13 protein-coding genes are annotated in these 16,680 nt (G+C 39.9%); all 13 read left to right on the top strand.

Going from position 1 to position 16,680, the window contains the following annotated elements; genetic code table 11:
* The first annotated feature begins 139 nt into the window (after positions 1 to 139).
* Positions 140 to 418, top strand: coding sequence for a DUF6110 family protein (locus QZR90_RS04750; protein WP_295789352.1), 279 nt, complete (start codon positions 140 to 142; stop codon positions 416 to 418).
* On the top strand, positions 418 to 2,514 hold the full coding sequence (locus QZR90_RS04755; protein WP_295789354.1) for a heavy metal translocating P-type ATPase: 2,097 nt from the start codon (positions 418 to 420) through the stop codon (positions 2,512 to 2,514). The genes QZR90_RS04750 and QZR90_RS04755 overlap by 1 nt, the downstream gene beginning before the upstream one ends.
* A gap of 117 nt (positions 2,515 to 2,631) precedes the next feature.
* A complete protein-coding gene (locus tag QZR90_RS04760; RefSeq protein ID WP_295789356.1) occupies positions 2,632 to 3,033 on the top strand; it encodes a hypothetical protein in 402 nt (133 codons plus the stop codon).
* 1 nt (position 3,034) lies between these two features.
* Positions 3,035 to 4,015, top strand: coding sequence for a hypothetical protein (locus QZR90_RS04765; protein WP_295789358.1), 981 nt, complete (start codon positions 3,035 to 3,037; stop codon positions 4,013 to 4,015).
* A gap of 196 nt (positions 4,016 to 4,211) precedes the next feature.
* Entirely contained in the window at positions 4,212 to 4,832 is a 621-nt protein-coding gene (locus QZR90_RS04770; protein WP_295789360.1) for an ECF transporter S component, read from the top strand.
* A gap of 353 nt (positions 4,833 to 5,185) precedes the next feature.
* Positions 5,186 to 6,265 (top strand): metal ABC transporter solute-binding protein, Zn/Mn family, encoded by a 1,080-nt coding sequence (locus tag QZR90_RS04775; protein WP_295789361.1) that lies wholly within the window; start codon positions 5,186 to 5,188, stop codon positions 6,263 to 6,265.
* A gap of 178 nt (positions 6,266 to 6,443) precedes the next feature.
* A complete protein-coding gene (scfA, locus tag QZR90_RS04780; RefSeq protein ID WP_009353042.1) occupies positions 6,444 to 6,587 on the top strand; it encodes a six-cysteine ranthipeptide SCIFF in 144 nt (47 codons plus the stop codon).
* Between the two features lie 147 nt (positions 6,588 to 6,734).
* Positions 6,735 to 8,174 (top strand): thioether cross-link-forming SCIFF peptide maturase, encoded by a 1,440-nt coding sequence (scfB, locus tag QZR90_RS04785; protein ID WP_295789363.1) that lies wholly within the window; start codon positions 6,735 to 6,737, stop codon positions 8,172 to 8,174.
* Between the two features lie 106 nt (positions 8,175 to 8,280).
* Positions 8,281 to 10,803: a carbamoyltransferase HypF gene (hypF, locus tag QZR90_RS04790; protein WP_295789365.1), complete on the top strand. Its 2,523-nt coding sequence runs from the start codon at positions 8,281 to 8,283 to the stop codon at positions 10,801 to 10,803.
* Position 10,804: 1 nt separating this feature from the next.
* Positions 10,805 to 11,056, top strand: coding sequence for a HypC/HybG/HupF family hydrogenase formation chaperone (locus QZR90_RS04795; protein WP_295789367.1), 252 nt, complete (start codon positions 10,805 to 10,807; stop codon positions 11,054 to 11,056).
* The gene (gene hypD / locus QZR90_RS04800) at positions 11,016 to 12,134 is read left to right on the top strand and encodes a hydrogenase formation protein HypD (RefSeq protein ID WP_295789369.1); all 1,119 of its coding nucleotides are present in this window, start codon (positions 11,016 to 11,018) and stop codon (positions 12,132 to 12,134) included. The genes QZR90_RS04795 and hypD overlap by 41 nt, the downstream gene beginning before the upstream one ends.
* Positions 12,135 to 12,184: 50 nt before the next feature.
* The gene (hypE, locus tag QZR90_RS04805) at positions 12,185 to 13,195 is read left to right on the top strand and encodes a hydrogenase expression/formation protein HypE (protein ID WP_295789371.1); all 1,011 of its coding nucleotides are present in this window, start codon (positions 12,185 to 12,187) and stop codon (positions 13,193 to 13,195) included.
* Between the two features lie 697 nt (positions 13,196 to 13,892).
* The gene (locus QZR90_RS04810) at positions 13,893 to 16,679 is read left to right on the top strand and encodes a hypothetical protein (protein WP_295789372.1); all 2,787 of its coding nucleotides are present in this window, start codon (positions 13,893 to 13,895) and stop codon (positions 16,677 to 16,679) included.
* The last annotated feature ends 1 nt before the right edge of the window (position 16,680 follow it).

Genomic DNA, 16,680 nt, shown 5'->3' on the forward strand with positions numbered 1-16,680 from the left:
TTACATGATGTAAGATATATCATATGAGATAGGGCAAAAGTAGCCAAGGTTCAATATTCTTTGATCCTTGGCTGTTTTTATACAATTGTGTTTTACAGTTTTATTACATTTAATTCCCCGGAGAAAGGTTGGATCTAGTATGTTTAAAGTAGACAAAACAAAAGTAAAAAACGCTAATTTATTTGCAGCAGGTTTAGCTCTTGGTACAGTTGGTTTAAAAGTGTTAACTAGCAAAGACGCTAAAAAAGTGTATGCTAATGTAGTAGCTGCTGGCATTCGCGCTAAAGACAGCATTATGCAAACAGCAGAAAAAGTACAAGCTTCTAGCGATAGCATTTTAGCTGATGCACAAGAAATTAATGAAAAACGTCGTGAAGAAGACGCTTTATTAGAAGTGGAAGAGAGTGAAGAAAAATAATGCTGAAGTTTTCGGTTAGTCAAAGATTATCGAAACGACTTCACGTAAAGGTATCCGGATGGTTATTTGACGATGCACAAGCTGCTTATGTAGAAGATGAGTTAATGAAGAATCCGGCTATTAGTAAAGCCAAGTTCTTTACTCGCTCCCGCGATTTAATCATCACTCACAATGGCAATGAAATGGCCGTGCGTGATGCTATCTTAGGACTTCGTCAACTCGATTTAACAGCGGCCCCTGCATTGACTGAATATTCCCCACGACTTGTGAATCGCAAGTATCGTGAATCCATGATTGGTCAGACCTTATTATACATTGGTAAACGCGTATTATTGCCAATGCCAGTTAGGATGGCATGGAATTGGGTAAGTGCAGTAAAATTTGTAAAACAAGCTATTACTATGTTATGGCATCGCAAGCTAACAGTTGAAGTTCTTGACGGAGTAGCTATAGCTGTATCAATGCTCCGCGGCGATTTCTCTACGGCTGGTGCTATTATGTACTTATTAGGCATTGGTGAAACCCTTGAAGAGTGGACCCTTCGCAAGTCTGTTTTAAACCTAGCAGAAAGTATGTCTTTAAATGTAGACAAAGTCTGGGTAAAGGTGGATGGTGTAGAAGTAAGTCGCCCAGTGGCTGAAGTGCAAGAAGGAGACCAAGTCGTTTTACGTCAAGGCGAAGTCGTTCCTTTAGACGGCGTTGTTGTAGAGGGCGTCGTACTTGTTAATGAAAGCTCCATGACTGGTGAGCCAGAGCCGGTTCGTCGCGATGAAGGTACTTCTATATATGCTGGTACTGTAGTCGATGAAGGTTCTTGTGTTATCGAAGTACGTGGTAATTCTAAATCCTCTCGCTATGAACAAATTGTAACTCTCATTGAAGAGTCCGAACAGATGAAATCAGGGATGGAGCAAAAAGCCTTCCGTATGGCCGATAAATTAGTGCCTATTAGCTTTGCTGGTACAGTACTTACGTATTTATTAACGCGCAATACGATGAAAGCTTTATCCTTCTTGATGGTTGATTTCTCTTGCGCCTTAAAGCTTAGCATTCCACTAGCTGTATTGTCTGCTATGGAAGAAGCCTCCAAGCGTGGTATTACCGTAAAGGGCGGTAAGTTCTTAGAACAAATTGCTGCAGTTGATGTAGTGGTATTTGATAAAACAGGTACTTTGACTAAGGCTGAGCCCGTATTTGAACAAATTATTACATTTGAAGGCAATGACCCTGATGATATGCTCATGTTAGCCGCTTGTTTAGAGGAGCATTTCCCTCACTCTATGGCGAAAGCTGTGGTGAATGCAGCGGAACAACATAATCTACCACATAAGGAAAAACATTCTTCCAAGCTAGAGTACATCGTAGCTCATGGAATTGCTTCTAAAGTGGGGAATCGTAAATGTCGTATTGGCAGTGCTCATTTTATCTTTGAAGATGAAAAGACTGTCATTCCGCCAGATGAAATGGATAAATTTAATAATTTACCAGACTCCTCCTCCCATTTATATCTCGCCATTAGCGGTCGTTTAGCAGCTGTGCTGTGCATAAAGGATCCTGTGCGTGATGAAGCGGCGCAAGTGGTAAAAGAATTGCACGAATTAGGCGTGAAGAAAATTGTCATGATGACTGGTGATAGTAAGCGCAATGCAGAGCGTGTAGCGCGAGAAATTGGCATTGATGAAGTGCATGCCGAAGTATTGCCAGGCGACAAAGCGGCCTATGTAAAACAAGCTAAAAGTGAAGGCTATACTGTGATGATGGTAGGCGATGGAATCAATGATTCCCCAGCTTTATCAGAAGCACATGTAGGTGTGGCCATGAATGAAGGGGCGCCAATTGCGCAAAAAATTGCCAATGTAACCGTTTCTTCTGATGACTTAACTAGCATTGTTGACCTTCGTCGCATTGCTATGAAGCTTATGGACCGCATTCAGTTTAATTACAATTCCATTGTTGGTGTTAATGGTGGCTTAGTAGGGCTTGGTTTATTCCAAGTACTTACACCAAGTACAACAGCATGGATGCACAATTTATTTACTTTAGGCATTGGTTTACGCAGTATGACTCCATTATTGCCAGAAGGAAATAAAAAATAATAAGTTATAAAGTCCTCTAAGGCTAGTTTAAGCTAGCTTTAGGGGATTTTTTATTGAGTTTTAAGCCTACCTATAGTAGAATAAAGCTATTGAGTTGATTTACTAGGAGGTTAGTCCATGAAAGTTCTTGCCGATATTATGGTGCGTACTTTATATATGAGCTTTTTTATTATTTTAGTACCTCTCGGTGCTTATACTATACATAATGGATCGAGTGCCACTGTGGCACTGGTAAGCTATTTAGTCTTATCCATCTGCATTCCACTATTTTACTTATCTTCTAAGCGAAGTGGTTTTGGTCCGAAGGAATTGCGTATTGGGCGCGTTTTATATGTAGTGGCTTGGCTCAGCGTGCAAGTTTTAACATATAAATCATTCTTTGTAGGGGATTTTTCTTTTTTGTGGAATTTACCTACCATTGGTCGTGATATAGCGTTTATTGTAGTTATGTACGTTCAAGTGGTATTATCTTTATCTATTAGTTATGGTTTGACGCGTATCCTTAGAAAGGGGAACTAAGTTGAAAAATTTATTGCGTATGACTCTTTTGGGGGCTTTAGTTGTAGTTCCTGTTTCTATTATTGCTATGGCCGTGGGCGGCATGCTCGTAGGGATTCCATTGTATGTGGCGTTAGCTTTGTTTATGCCATTTTGGCTACGTCGTCAAGAGCGTTTAAAGCCATATGTAGAGTATCCATGGCGTGGTGGTTTATATTTTTATAGCTGGTTTGGTTGGGTTATTTTCTTTTACATGGGTGAGCGCGTAGCGCCACTTCAAATGCCTGGGCAAACATTAGGGGAATTGCTCCTTCTATGGTTTGGTATCTTCTTGCTTGGCTATATTGGAATGTCTCTTACGGCAGCTGTATTAGCTTTATTCTTTAAGCGCCCACGCATTAATCCTTGGCTGGATGAAACCTTAGATATTGCTGTATATGCATTACCGATTCCAATGCTTCTCATTGGGGATATTTTATTTATGAATTTAGGTGGCCTAAGTGTATCCTTAGAAACACAGGCTATGATTTTAGATACGCTAAATCTCTTTATTCTTTTATTAGTAGTTTGTACGATGGGTTCTATTGCCTTTTATTTATTCCCTCGTCATGAAGTGCGTAAAGCATTCCGCTTATTGCGAATTTTAATTACTGCTTTTGTGTGGCTTGCCATTAATGGACATATTTTTGCCGGTGGTTGGCTACCAGAGTTTGTGAGAAATTCGGCGGACTTAATTTTCCCAGCTTTTAGAGGAAATCCATTGGTATATGTGTCGCCAGCACTAATTCAGCTCATTATTATTGGCATTGCTAATGGTATTGGTTTAGGTGTTGAATCTGGTTTGACTAAATTACAAGGGCGCTTTAAATCGCAAGAAGAGATTGTGCGCACTAAAGTAGAAGATGTTATGAAAACCAATGTGCCGGAATCTGATGATGTGCGAGCTGCTGAGGAAGCTAAAAAAGCAAAACAGGCAGCTAAGAAAGCGCGTAAAAAGCGTTAAAAGCGTGACAAAATAAGTCAGTTTGTAATTAAAATGACTACAATCTTGACAGTAAGAATGTAATAATTTATTATAATAGATGGTTTATTAGCCTATAACAGTCTGTATCGAGTGAACAGAACAAAAATAGCAAGATAGACCATCTATTTTTTTATTCGACTTATATCCTTGAGGAATAAGAACGGAGGAACTGAACATGGAAAACAATCAAGTGTTAAAGAAAACTGCACAGCCTTCACCTTATGGGCGCAAGCGGTTTAATGTGAGACAATTAACAGTGGTCGGCTTATTAGCAGCCATTACTGTTATTTTAGGTGTAACGGGCTTAGGCTTTATCCGGATTCCACCTATTAATTTTACGATCTTACATATTCCAACTTTAATTGGTGCTTTAGTAGAAGGACCGCGCGTAGGTATGGTAGTGGGGATGATTTTTGGTGGCTATAGCATTGTTCAAAATATTATGGCTCCCAATGTTATGTCATTTGCCTTTTTAAATCCTATTGTGTCCGTATTACCGCGCATGTTAATCGGGCCTATTGCGTACTATGTGTTTAAACTATTGCCGCTAAAGAGCAATATTATTCGCACAGTATTAGCCTTCTTTATTGCTACTATCATGCACACTATTATGGTAATGGGCTTAATTTATATCATTTATGCAGAACCTTATGCACAAGTTAATAATTGGCCAGTAGAAAATGTTCTTAATATTGTGTTAGGCGTGGCTATTGTGCATGGACCTATTGAAGCTTTGGGAGCTGTTCTTGTAGGGACTCCCATTGTATTGGCTTTACGGGCTAAACTTAAAAAATAATACGGTAAAAAACTTACAGATAGTATTGTAATAGAGTTCTTTGTTATAAAGTGAAGCCCCGACAAGCGTCGGGGCTTTTTAATATGTAAAATGCATATATGGACATATGAATAAGTTTTTATATGTAAAATAAAGTGCTCTTTAAAAGTATGTATGTAAGAGCAGAGCACAAGTGTTAACGTATGAATTAAACAGGTGTTAGTATATGAATCTGATAAATGTTAGTGTGCAACCAGGTGTTAGTACATGAATATAGCTGGCGTTAGAGAATGAATTTGAGCGTAGCCATGTGGCCTACATTTTGTTAGTAATGGATTAGCTATTGATTTAGTTGTTGGAGAAAGGATGAGTTTATGTTTAATGTAAAGAAGGGGCTCCGGCTGGGCTTAGCTGTATTAGGTGTATTAGGAATTGCTGGTTGTGGCACTAATGGTAGTAGTGATAGCGATAAAATGCAGGTAGTGGCTACTGTATATCCTGCGTATGATGTAGCGAAGGCTGTAGGTGGCGATAAAGTAGATGTAAAACTACTTGTACCGCCGGGAGCAGAGCCGCACGATTGGGAGCCTACTGCCAGTGATTTAAAAAGTATAGGTAAAGCTAAGGTATTTCTTTATAATGGTGCCGGTTTAGAACCAACTGAAAAATTATTAACTGCTGATATTTTGCAAAAAGCAAAACCTGTGGAATTAGCTCAGTTTGTAAATTTGCGTTATGTAGGCGAAGATGAGGCTAGCCATGACGAAGATGGTCATGAAGGACATACTCATGATGGACAGGGTCATGAGTCTCACGATGTTAATCAGGACGCAAAGGCGGATCATAAAGAGGATACAAAAAAAGACAATCATGAAGAGGGACATAGCCATGATGGGCATAGTCACGAAGGTCATAGCCATGAAGCAGGCTCAGTAGATCCTCATATTTGGCTTAATCCAGAAAATGTAATGAAAGAAGTCGATGCAGTAGTAGCTGCTTTTAGTGAAGTCGACCCAAGTAATAAAGCATATTATGAAGCAAATGGTAAAGCTTATAAGGAAAAATTACAGGCCTTAGATGCATCATATAAAGCATTTGCTGCAAGTATTAGCAATAAAAATTTAGTTGTCACCCATGAAGCTTTTGGCTACTTAGCCGATCAGTATGGTTTTAAACAAAAAGGCATTATGGGCTTATCTCCTGATGCAGAACCAACACCAGAGAAAATGGCTAATTTAGTTGATTTTATTAAATCCAATCAAATCAAAGTTATTTTCAGTGAAGCGTTAGTCAATCCAAAGCTTGCCAATGCTATTGGTAAGGAAACAGGCGTTACTATTTACACTTTAAATCCTGTGGAAGGACTTACAGAAGACCAGATGAAATCAGGTGACAATTATCTAACTATTATGGAGAAAAATTTAGCCACCTTAAAAGAGGCTTTAGCTAAATAATTTTGAATAAATTGTTTAAGAATTGGTGAATAAAATATCGAAAAATATAAATATAAAAATCCTTATCAATAGGCATGGTGGCGGACTTTTATTCGCCTTAGCACTTGCCGAAAAGGAATAAGTTATGGTAAAATATTCACACATGAAACACGAAGCAAGGTAAAGGAGGTCGACTTACATGTCCAAACGAATTCGTACAATTAATACTGAATCTTTACAAAAAACTGCAAAAACTGGTGGTTGTGGCGAATGCCAAACTTCTTGCCAATCTGCTTGCAAAACAAGCTGCACTGTTGGTAACCAAGTTTGCAAACAGAAATAAAAATTTAGTAAGTGAGCCCGATGCGCTGTCATCGGGCTTTTTAATATACTTTTGTGACATATATGATATAACCTTTTTTGTAAGATAAAAACTGATAAATGTAGTATAATATAACTTAGTAAGAACTAGTAAAGATATGGAGGTACCATGTTAGAATTAAAACCTATGATTCATAAATTTAAGTTAAAAGATAAGTACTTTTGCTTGGACGTTAATAGTGGCATCATTCACGTGATTGATGAATTTACCGATAAAGTATTAGATATTTATGACGGCACTAATCGTGAGGCGGTTCATGAAGCCCTTGATGGGGTGGAAACAGCTGCTGAAATTGATGAGTTGCTCGATGAATTAGATCAATTAATTAAAGACGAAATGCTCTATGCGCCTATGTCTGAGGACTTTAAATTGGTAGCATCTGAAGAGCCTATCGTTAAAGCTCTTTGCTTAAATATTGCTCATGATTGTAACTTAGCATGTAAGTATTGTTTTGCTAGCCAAGGCGATTACGGCGGAGTAAAACGCGAAATGATGAGCTTTGATGTAGCTAAGCGTGCCGTGGACTTTTTAATTTCCAGGAGTGGTCCTCGTAAGCATTTAGAAATTGACTTCTTTGGCGGCGAACCTCTCATGAACTGGGATGTAGTAAAGCAGACCATTGAGTATGCGGAAGAGCAAGGCGAGAAGCATGGTAAGATTTTTAAAATGACTATGACTACGAATGGTATGCTCTTGACGCAGGAAAAAATTGATTATTTAAATGAACATAAATTGAGCATGGTACTATCTATTGATGGCCGTGAAGAAGTTCATAATCACATGCGTCCTAGCGCTGGCGGCACTGATACGTATAAGACAGTAGCTAAGAACTTAGTCAATGCAGTTAAACAGCGTAATGGCTTAGAGTATTATGCGCGTGGTACATATACACACAATAATTTAGATTTCACTAAAGATGTTATTGCCATGTCTGATTTAGGCTTTGAGCATCTTTCTATGGAGCCTGTAGTAGGTGAAGAAGGCGAATATGTGCTTCGAGATGAAGACTTACCAGCTCTTATGAAAGAATATGAAAAATTAGCTAACTTATACTTAGAGCGCCAAAAAGAAGGCTGGGGTGAGAAGTTCAACTTCTTCCACTTCCGCATGGATTTATATCGAGGTCCATGTATGGCGAAACGTCTACGCGGTTGTGGTGCTGGTCATGAGTATATGGCGATTGTACCAAATGGGGACATTTATCCATGTCATCAATTCGTAGGTCGTGAAGGCTATGTACTAGGCAATGTGTATGAAGGACTTAAGAATTTTGATATTCCACGAGAATTCCGCAATACGCATGTATTTACAAAACCAACTTGTGCAGCTTGTTGGGCTAAATTCTTCTGCTCTGGTGGTTGCCATGCTAATAATGAAACCTTCAGCGGCACTATCCATGAACCATATGCATTGGGCTGTGAACTTCAGAAGAAACGCATTGAATGCGCTATTATGATTCAAGCTGAACTAGATGAATTGCGTGAGCAAGGTGTAGTGCCAAAAGAAGATCCAGCATTCCAAGAGCGTAAGCAACATAATTGGATGTAGTTGATAGGCGTGAGTTTTACTAAAGGCTGGCGCAGTAATGTATTTTACTGATTTAACTTTCCAAGTGTGAACTCATTGTATGAGAAGTAATCGGAAAGGATTATGCATGGAGAGACAAGGTATACGATTTACGGGCATCGTGCAAGGGGTTGGATTTCGCCCCCTTGTGGCTATAATTGCTCGTGAACTAGATTTGACTGGTTGGGTGCTCAATGATAGTGAAGGTGTGTATGCAGAAATTCAAGGTACACCAGAGAATTTGAGTCAATTTATCCCTTTGTTAGAAACTTGTAAAGCTCCCATTTGTCGTATTGACTCCGCAGAAGTCAATACTTTGAGCGTGGTGCTGGAGGAGTCTGAGTTTGTTATTGCCCCATCCCCAGAAGGTACTGTACCAGCTACTTTTATTGGAGCAGACACAGCACCTTGTGAGGCGTGTATAAAAGAATTGCGTGACCCGAATAATCGGCGTCATAACTATAGCTTTATAAATTGTACCCATTGCGGTCCTCGCTATACTATAGTAGAGCAAGTTCCTTATGATCGTAAGTTTACATCTATGAAAGCGTTTCAGATGTGTGAGCCCTGTGCTAAAGAATATAGCGATGAAACAAATCGTCGCTATCATGCAGAGCCTAATGCTTGCGCCGTGTGTGGCCCACATTACCGTTTGGTGACGGCTGATGATGCAGTAGTACCTACTTTAGAGGGGCTAGCAGTTCAGCATGTGACATTTGAAACTGATGATCTACATGATGAATCGTCAGTAGGTAATAGTGAGTCATCTTCAGTAGCTAATGGTGCAGTGCATTCCAGTGCTACGGAGCAAAATAGGCAGTATGAAGCAGCTATATTTAGTGAGACGAGACGTCGCATTGAGGCTGGTGAAATCATTGCCATAAAAGGCATTGGTGGTTATCACTTGGCTTGTGATGCTACTAATAAAGAGGCTGTAGCTCGTTTACGGGCGCGCAAGAATCGTCCTAAAAAGCCTTTAGCCGTTATGGTCGACTCCTTGGAGACCGCAGAAACTATTGGCGTTTTGTCTGATGCAGCTATTGATGCACTTACATCACCAGAACGGCCTATCGTATTAGTTCCTCAGCGCGCTGAAGGGGCGGTGGCTTGGGATGAAGTAGTGCCTCAAAATAACTATATTGGTATTATGTTACCTTATGCACCTGTTCACTATGTATTGTTGCCTAAAGGAGCCATTTGGGTTATGACCAGTGGTAATCGCAGTGGTGACCCTGTGATTTATGAGGAGCAACGAGCTTTTGAGGAAGTAGGCGATGTAGCTGATGCATTTTTAGTACATAATCGTCCTATTGTATCTTCAGTAGATGATTCCGTCGTACAAATTATAGAGGAAACACCTCATTTCATTCGTCGTAGCCGTGGATATGTACCTACGTCCTTTACTGTGAATTTACCCAATAAGGGGAAGCAGTCGGTACTAGCCATGGGAGGCGATTTAAAAAATGCCTTTGCCTTAAATCGAGGCGAGGATATTTTGATGGGCCCTCATATTGGCGATTTAGCAAATAGGGCTATGAATGAATCACTTCGTCATAATATTAATCGCTTCACTGACTTATTCGGTATTACTCCAGCGGCAGTAGTGGGTGATTATCATCCTAACTATTATTCATCCCAGTATGGGAAGGAATATGCCTCCATTTATAATATTCCTTATATAGAAGTACAACATCATCATGCGCATATTGCTTCGGTAATGGCTGAGTATAATGTGACTGAGCCAGTATTGGGCATCTGTTTTGATGGCACTGGTTATGGTACAGATGGCACTATTTGGGGCGGTGAATTCTTATTATGCCAAGGAGCTAGTATGAAGCGCTTAGCTCATATTACTTCAGTCCCTATGCCTGGTGGTGAGGTGGCAGCTCGTGAACCCTGGCGCCAAGCACTATGGTATTTACGCTATCTATATGGCCATGATATTCCAGCTGTACTGGAGCCTTGGATAAAAGGATTGCCTTCACAATGGAAATTACTCGATCAAGTTATTATAGAGCAATTAAAAACGTATAAAAAACATCAAGAGGCAAAGGATGATAGTAAATTAGAAGGACCTTTGCGCGAATCAAGTAAAATAGTAGATTTACAGACAAATCTTGTAAAAGGTGTGTCGATGATTAAGGCTAGCAGTGGTGGCCGTTTATTTGACACCGTAGGATCTTTGCTTGGCCTAGGCTATAGCCATTCTTTTGATGGACAGGTGGCTATGGGCTTAGAGCAATTAGCCTATGGTGAGCGCGGTAATTTGTTAGAATTTACCTATACTGGTAAGGAACTCGATTTTGCGCCAGCTATTGCCTGTCTTATTGATCAAATGGAGCAAGGTGTATCCAAGCGTGTGTTAGCGGCTTCGTTCCATCGCACTTTGGCTTATGGTATTAGTGAAGTTATGGACCATTTATGTGGTATTTACGGAATAAAAAAAGTCGTTTTAAGTGGCGGCGTATTTCAGAATCATCGCCTTGTTCGAGGTATAGTGCTTCATAATGAGGCACATGAAGTATTGAGACCTAAAGAGGTATCAGCAAATGATGGCGGTTTAGCCTTGGGGCAACTTTGGCTAGCCCATCAGAAGTTAGGAGGCATGTAATATGTGTTTAGCTGTTCCAGCCCAATTAGTGGCAGTGAATGAATTCATTGGAACTATTGAATTGACCGGTGTAACACGAGATGTAAATCTCATGTTGGTGCCAGAGGCCAAAGTCGGTGATTTCGTTCTTGTACATGCCGGTTGCGCAGTGCAAGTAGTTGATGAAGAAGAAGCAAAGGCGACTATGGAAGCCTTTAAGGAGCTAGAAGAACTTGAACAAGATTACTTTGCAGGAAAAAACGCAGATCGCTAAAGAACTGCTTAAGGATATACGAGACCTTCATACAGAAGGTGAAATTGTACGCTTGATGGAAGTGTGTGGCACACATACAGTGGCCATATTTAGAGAAGGTATTCGCCAAGTATTGCCTAAGGGCATTGAATTAGTGAGTGGCCCAGGATGCCCTGTTTGTGTAACGGACCAATCGTATATGGATAAAGCATTAGCTTATGCAGCTATGGATAATGTCATAGTAGCGTCCTTTGGCGATATGTTAAAGGTGCCAGGCACAGAGAGCAATTTGTGGGAAGCTAAGAGTCGCGGTGCCCATGTGCATATTATTTATAGTCCTTTAGAAATTATTGAATTGGGCAAAGCTCATCCAGATAAAATGATTGTATTTCTAGCTATTGGTTTTGAAACTACTATTGCGGTCATTGCTGCAGCAGTGAAAGCGGTGGCTATGAGTGGCGTTAAAAATGTATTCTTCCTCGTGTCTCATAAATTGGTACCACCTGCTTTGCGGGCCTTGTCTAATCAAAAGGAAGGACGTTTAGATGGCTTTATTTTACCAGGCCATGTAAGTGTTATTATTGGTGAAGAACCTTATGCATTCTTGCCTACAGAATGTAAAATGCCTTCATGTATTGCTGGCTTTGATGGCTTGGAAATTTTAGCGGCTATACGCGATATATTAGAGCAGCGTAAAAGCGGTCAGCTTCATGTAGGAAATCAATATAAATCAGTGGTAGCTAAAAAAGGGAATCCTGTTGCGATTAAACTGATGGATGAATTATATGAGGTCATAGATGATACTTGGCGCGGTATTGGTGTTATTCCAAATTCAGGCCTTCGCCTTAAAGGCGAATATGCAGCCTATGATGCGGAGCGTATGATTCCTTTAGACCCCATTGAAAGTGGTGGCGCCCCTAAAGGTTGTCAATGTGGCCGCGTTTTACAAGGTTTAATTCGCCCTGATGAATGCGGATTGTTTGGTACGCTTTGTACTGCTGACCATCCAGTAGGTGCCTGTATGGTATCTGTAGAGGGTAGCTGTGCTGCGTGGTACAAATATGGTCGCGCTAGCGGTGGACTTACTTGGGAAGAGTAAGGTCGTGAAACTGGCTATGGAAATTAGCTATTGAGAAGTAAGGAGCTTGTATGGAAGAGACAATACGTTTAGTCCATGGCAATGGTGGGCGTTTTAGTCACGAGTTGATGGAGCGTCATATTATGCCACATTTTAAAAATGAAGTATTAGCCAAGTTACATGATGGGGCGCAGTTTGAAATCCCCAAAGGGCGTATGGCATTTACAACTGATTCATATGTAGTGACCCCACATTTCTTTCCTGGTGGTAATATTGGTAAATTGGCAGTTTGTGGCACAGTCAATGATTTGGCTATGAATGGGGCCGTTCCTTTATATTTAAGCTGTGGGCTTATTTTAGAAGAAGGCTTGCCAATTAAGCCTTTGGAAACTGTACTTACCACTATGGAAGAGATGGCAAAAGAAGCTAGTGTATCCATTGTAACTGGAGATACAAAAGTGGTAGAAAAAGGCGCTGTTGATGGGCTATATATTAATACTTCAGGCGTTGGTATTATTGGGGAAGGCATTCATATAGATCCGAGCCTTGTAAAACCAGGAATGAAAATTATACTCTCTGGCTCTATTGGGGACCATGCTATTGCCGTGATGGGCAGTCGCTATGAACTATCCTTGCCACCATCTATAAAAACTGATTGCGCACCTTTAAACCACATGGTACAAAGCGTATTGCAGAAAGTTGGCTCTAAGGTAGCGCTCATGCGTGACCCTACGCGTGGTGGTCTAGCTACTACCTTGCATGAAATTGCTAGTCAGGCTCAGGTAGGCATTCGCGTCGATGAAGTTAATTTACCTATCCACGAAGAAGTGCAGTCGGTATGTAGCATACTAGGCTATGATCCGCTATATTTAGCAAATGAAGGTAAGGCCGTCTTTGTAGTTGAAGCGGAGGCTGTAGAAGAAGTGCTAGATATTTTACATAATAATATCTATGGACAAGAAGCAGCATGCATTGGTGAAGTTATAGGGACGAATGCAGGCAAAGTAGGCTTGAAAACAACCTTGGGTGGAATTCGCCTGTTAGATGAATTAGGGGAAGACCAAGTACCGAGGATATGCTAGGAGAGTATTGAACTTTATACGTTCAAACGTCTTTCTGACTCATGTACAATAAAAGCTAAATGAAATAGTAAATACACTATAAACTAAATATGCAACATAAAATTGTAAAGATATAAAGAATAGATATAAATAAACAGGTAGTAGACTGAAAGGTCTGCTACCTGTTTTGTTATTAAATAGGAGGAATAGTGTTAATTAAACAGAAAGTTTAAAATTAACAATCCGTGTAAACAGTGATGGATATAAATATAATATTAAAATAGCGTAGTTATAAGTATACTCTAACTTTATATAGGATTTAATGAATATTGTATGATGTTTGATTAAAGAATGTCTATTGTATAGGGATACTTAGATATGAATTATAAGCATAGGTTATTAACTGATATTTGATTTATGGATTATGATAAATAAGGATGAGTATGAAAAAACGATTAATTTTAATTCAGGTTAGTAGTTATATTAAGCCATATTTCATGAAATACTTTTCCTTATAATAGTTATTTGGCTCTCTTTGAGCTATTTTAAATTAAAACATTATGAAGTCTTATTATTTATAAGGAGGCGGATGCTATAAAATATATAATCTTTGATAATATGTGTGTGTAGTTCTATTTTATGAAATACATAGTATATTAACCTCAAGATTTATATAAAATAGGACTAAGTAATTCGTTAGGTTATGAGAGGAAGAAACATGAAATCTAAAACAGATAAGCGTTTATTATCTAAATTAATTGCTGCCACATTGATGGGGACTGTTGGATTATCTATGTATTCAGTAAGTGCCGCAGATCCAGCTGAATCATTACCTTTAGGTGAAGGCTCTTCTGCGACTCATGAAAGTGTTGCAATTGGTACTAATGCACAAGCAACCACTTCGAGTAATGCAATTGGTATAGGTGCGAAGGCTAGCGGCAGTAGTAGCGTGCTAGGTAATGGTGCACAAGCAGTAGCAGGTGGTGTAGCTATTGGTAAAGAGGCAGTAGCTGGTATTGGTAAGGAGGGAAGTAATGAAATAATTGTTGGCGGTGTTGCCGTCGGACAAAGCGCTAATGCAGCATTGGGCGGTATTGCTATAGGGAGTAGTGCAACAACTAAAAATATTAGTGATGTAGTCATTGGCTCTAATAGCAAAAATAATGGGGCAGGTTCAACAATTATTGGATATGGTACAGAAGGGAATAGAAGTTCTGTAGTAGTTGGAACGAATTCTAAAGCAGGATTAAATGCTCTTTCGATTGGTTATGAGGCAGAGGCCTCTCAATTTGCGGCAACTGCTTTAGGAAGTCAGAGCAAGGTAACCGCTATGCAAGGGGTAGCACTTGGCTCTTCTACCGTGGCAGATACAGCAAGTGGTAAAACAGGTTATTTAGCTAATAAAACTCAGACTGCCAATGTTGCAAAATCTGTATATACTTCTACTAATGGTGCAGTGAGCGTTGGTAAAACTAATGAAATTACACGTCAAATCACGAATGTTGCAGCAGGAACTGAAGATACAGATGTAGTTAATGTAAGACAGTTAAAAGACTTAGACCTAGCTGTTGATAATAAAATTAGTACACAATTAAGTGCTGTAAATACTCAGTTAGATGGAAAATTAGATGCTGATGCACTTCAGTATGTAAGTATTAAATCTACTGAAACTGGTACAGGTAGTAATGAGGATAATTTAGGGGCCAATGGAGCGAACTCAATAGCAATTGGCCCAAAAGCTGTTGCTAAATATACAGCAGATGTTGCCATGGGCTTAAATGCAAATGCTCATGGATTCTATTCCATTGCTTTGGGGAGAGATAGTGAGACTACAGGCTCGAGTTCTGTAGCCGTAGGCGATGGCGCTAAGAGTAAAACGAATGAAACAGTAGCAATTGGTAAAAAGGCTATTACTAATTCAATTGGTTCTATTTCTATCGGTAAAGATGCAACGACTGCAACAGATTCAATGGCGGCAATGGCTATTGGTTATGAAACAAATGCAACTGGAGTTGCTGCTACAGCTATGGGGGCACAAGCAAAAGCTCTTTCCAAATCTGCTACAGCGGTAGGCTTTGATGCAGTAATTCAAAATGCATCGAATGGTTCTGGTCGCACAGGTAATAATGCAGTTGCCATGGGAGTAAGTTCCAAAGTTGATGGTGGTAATGGTGGCATTGCAATAGGTAATAATGCTAATGTAATTGATACTAATCAAGCAACTGTAGTTGGTACTGGCGCTATGGTTTCAGCATTACCTGAAAATTCAGGTGATTCAGTTGTTATTACTGATGGTTCTAGCGGAACGAAAACGATTACAAAAGGTGACGATGGTACATATACGGTAGTTCCAACTAAAGACAGTGTAGAATCATTGAAACAGCGTAATGGTAATGCTTATGGTGCGACGGCTTTAGGATCTCGTGCAACTGCTCATAATTTAGGTGCTGTGGCTGCTGGTCTTTATGCAACTGCTATTGGTGACACATCTGTGGCTATTGGTAATAATTCCATGACATTAGCAGATAGTGCAACTGCTGTTGGTGCTAGTGCTACAGCAACGGCAGAAGACTCCATGGTACTTGGTGGCTATACAAATGCTAATATAGATACAGCGGTGGCCTTAGGTTCATATGCTAAAACAGACCGTGCAGCAGGCGAACAAGTAGGTTATAATCCTGCTACTAATGCAGCTTCTACTGAAGACGATGCAACATGGAAGTCTACTCTAGGTGCAGTGTCTGTTGGTAACTCCACAGCTGGTAAAACTCGCCACATTACAAATGTTGCAGCTGGTTTTGCTGATACTGATGCAGTCAATGTAGCCCAGCTAAAAAATGTTTCTTTAAAGGTCACTGGTGATAATTTAAAAACTGATGCAACAGCTATTGGCAATGTAAACTTGGCGTCCCAACAACTAGCTATTAATGGTGATAGTAATATTACTACGACTGTAGCTAAAGATGGTCAATCTGTGAACTTAGCATTATCTAAAACTGTAACAGATAAATTAGGGGCTGTACAATACTTCTCAGTAAACTCTACTGAAGCTAGTAACAAAGATAATAAAGGTGCAACTAAAACTGGTGCTATTGCTATTGGTGCTAAAGCTGGTGCCACTAATTGGTATGATATAGCTATAGGCAATAATGCAAGATCATCTGATAGTTGGAGTATAGCTCTGGGCTCTGATGCTAATGTATCAGGTACTACAGCCACTGCAATCGGTTATGGAGCTCAATCCACAAATGATCAAACTATAGCTCTAGGATATATGGCAAATGCTAGTGGTCAACAAGCAACGGCAATTGGTCGAGAGGCAAATGCTGCTGGGGGAGTATCAATTGCACTAGGTACACAAACACATGCTAATGCCGATGACTCAGTTGCAATTGGCCGTAAATCTTCAGTTGCTTCTCAAGGTGTTAATAGTATTGCAATTGGACAAGAGGCGTATATTGGCAAAAAAACGGGCAAGGTGGCACACCAGCTGAGGGGGTTTTAGA

It is taken from the genome of uncultured Veillonella sp. (assembly GCF_900545795.1).
Lineage (GTDB): Bacteria > Bacillota > Negativicutes > Veillonellales > Veillonellaceae > Veillonella_A.

Bases quoted from the DNA above. Each gene is read 5' to 3' on its own strand.
- QZR90_RS04750 (WP_295789352.1), top strand. From the start codon at position 140: ATGTTTAAAGTAGACAAAACAAAAGTAAAAAACGCTAATTTATTTGCA.
- QZR90_RS04755 (WP_295789354.1), top strand. From the start codon at position 418: ATGCTGAAGTTTTCGGTTAGTCAAAGATTATCGAAACGACTTCACGTA.
- QZR90_RS04760 (WP_295789356.1), top strand. From the start codon at position 2,632: ATGAAAGTTCTTGCCGATATTATGGTGCGTACTTTATATATGAGCTTT.
- QZR90_RS04770 (WP_295789360.1), top strand. From the start codon at position 4,212: ATGGAAAACAATCAAGTGTTAAAGAAAACTGCACAGCCTTCACCTTAT.
- QZR90_RS04775 (WP_295789361.1), top strand. From the start codon at position 5,186: ATGTTTAATGTAAAGAAGGGGCTCCGGCTGGGCTTAGCTGTATTAGGT.
- scfA (WP_009353042.1), top strand. From the start codon at position 6,444: ATGTCCAAACGAATTCGTACAATTAATACTGAATCTTTACAAAAAACT.
- scfB (WP_295789363.1), top strand. From the start codon at position 6,735: ATGTTAGAATTAAAACCTATGATTCATAAATTTAAGTTAAAAGATAAG.
- hypF (WP_295789365.1), top strand. From the start codon at position 8,281: ATGGAGAGACAAGGTATACGATTTACGGGCATCGTGCAAGGGGTTGGA.
- QZR90_RS04795 (WP_295789367.1), top strand. From the start codon at position 10,805: ATGTGTTTAGCTGTTCCAGCCCAATTAGTGGCAGTGAATGAATTCATT.
- hypE (WP_295789371.1), top strand. From the start codon at position 12,185: ATGGAAGAGACAATACGTTTAGTCCATGGCAATGGTGGGCGTTTTAGT.
- QZR90_RS04810 (WP_295789372.1), top strand. From the start codon at position 13,893: ATGAAATCTAAAACAGATAAGCGTTTATTATCTAAATTAATTGCTGCC.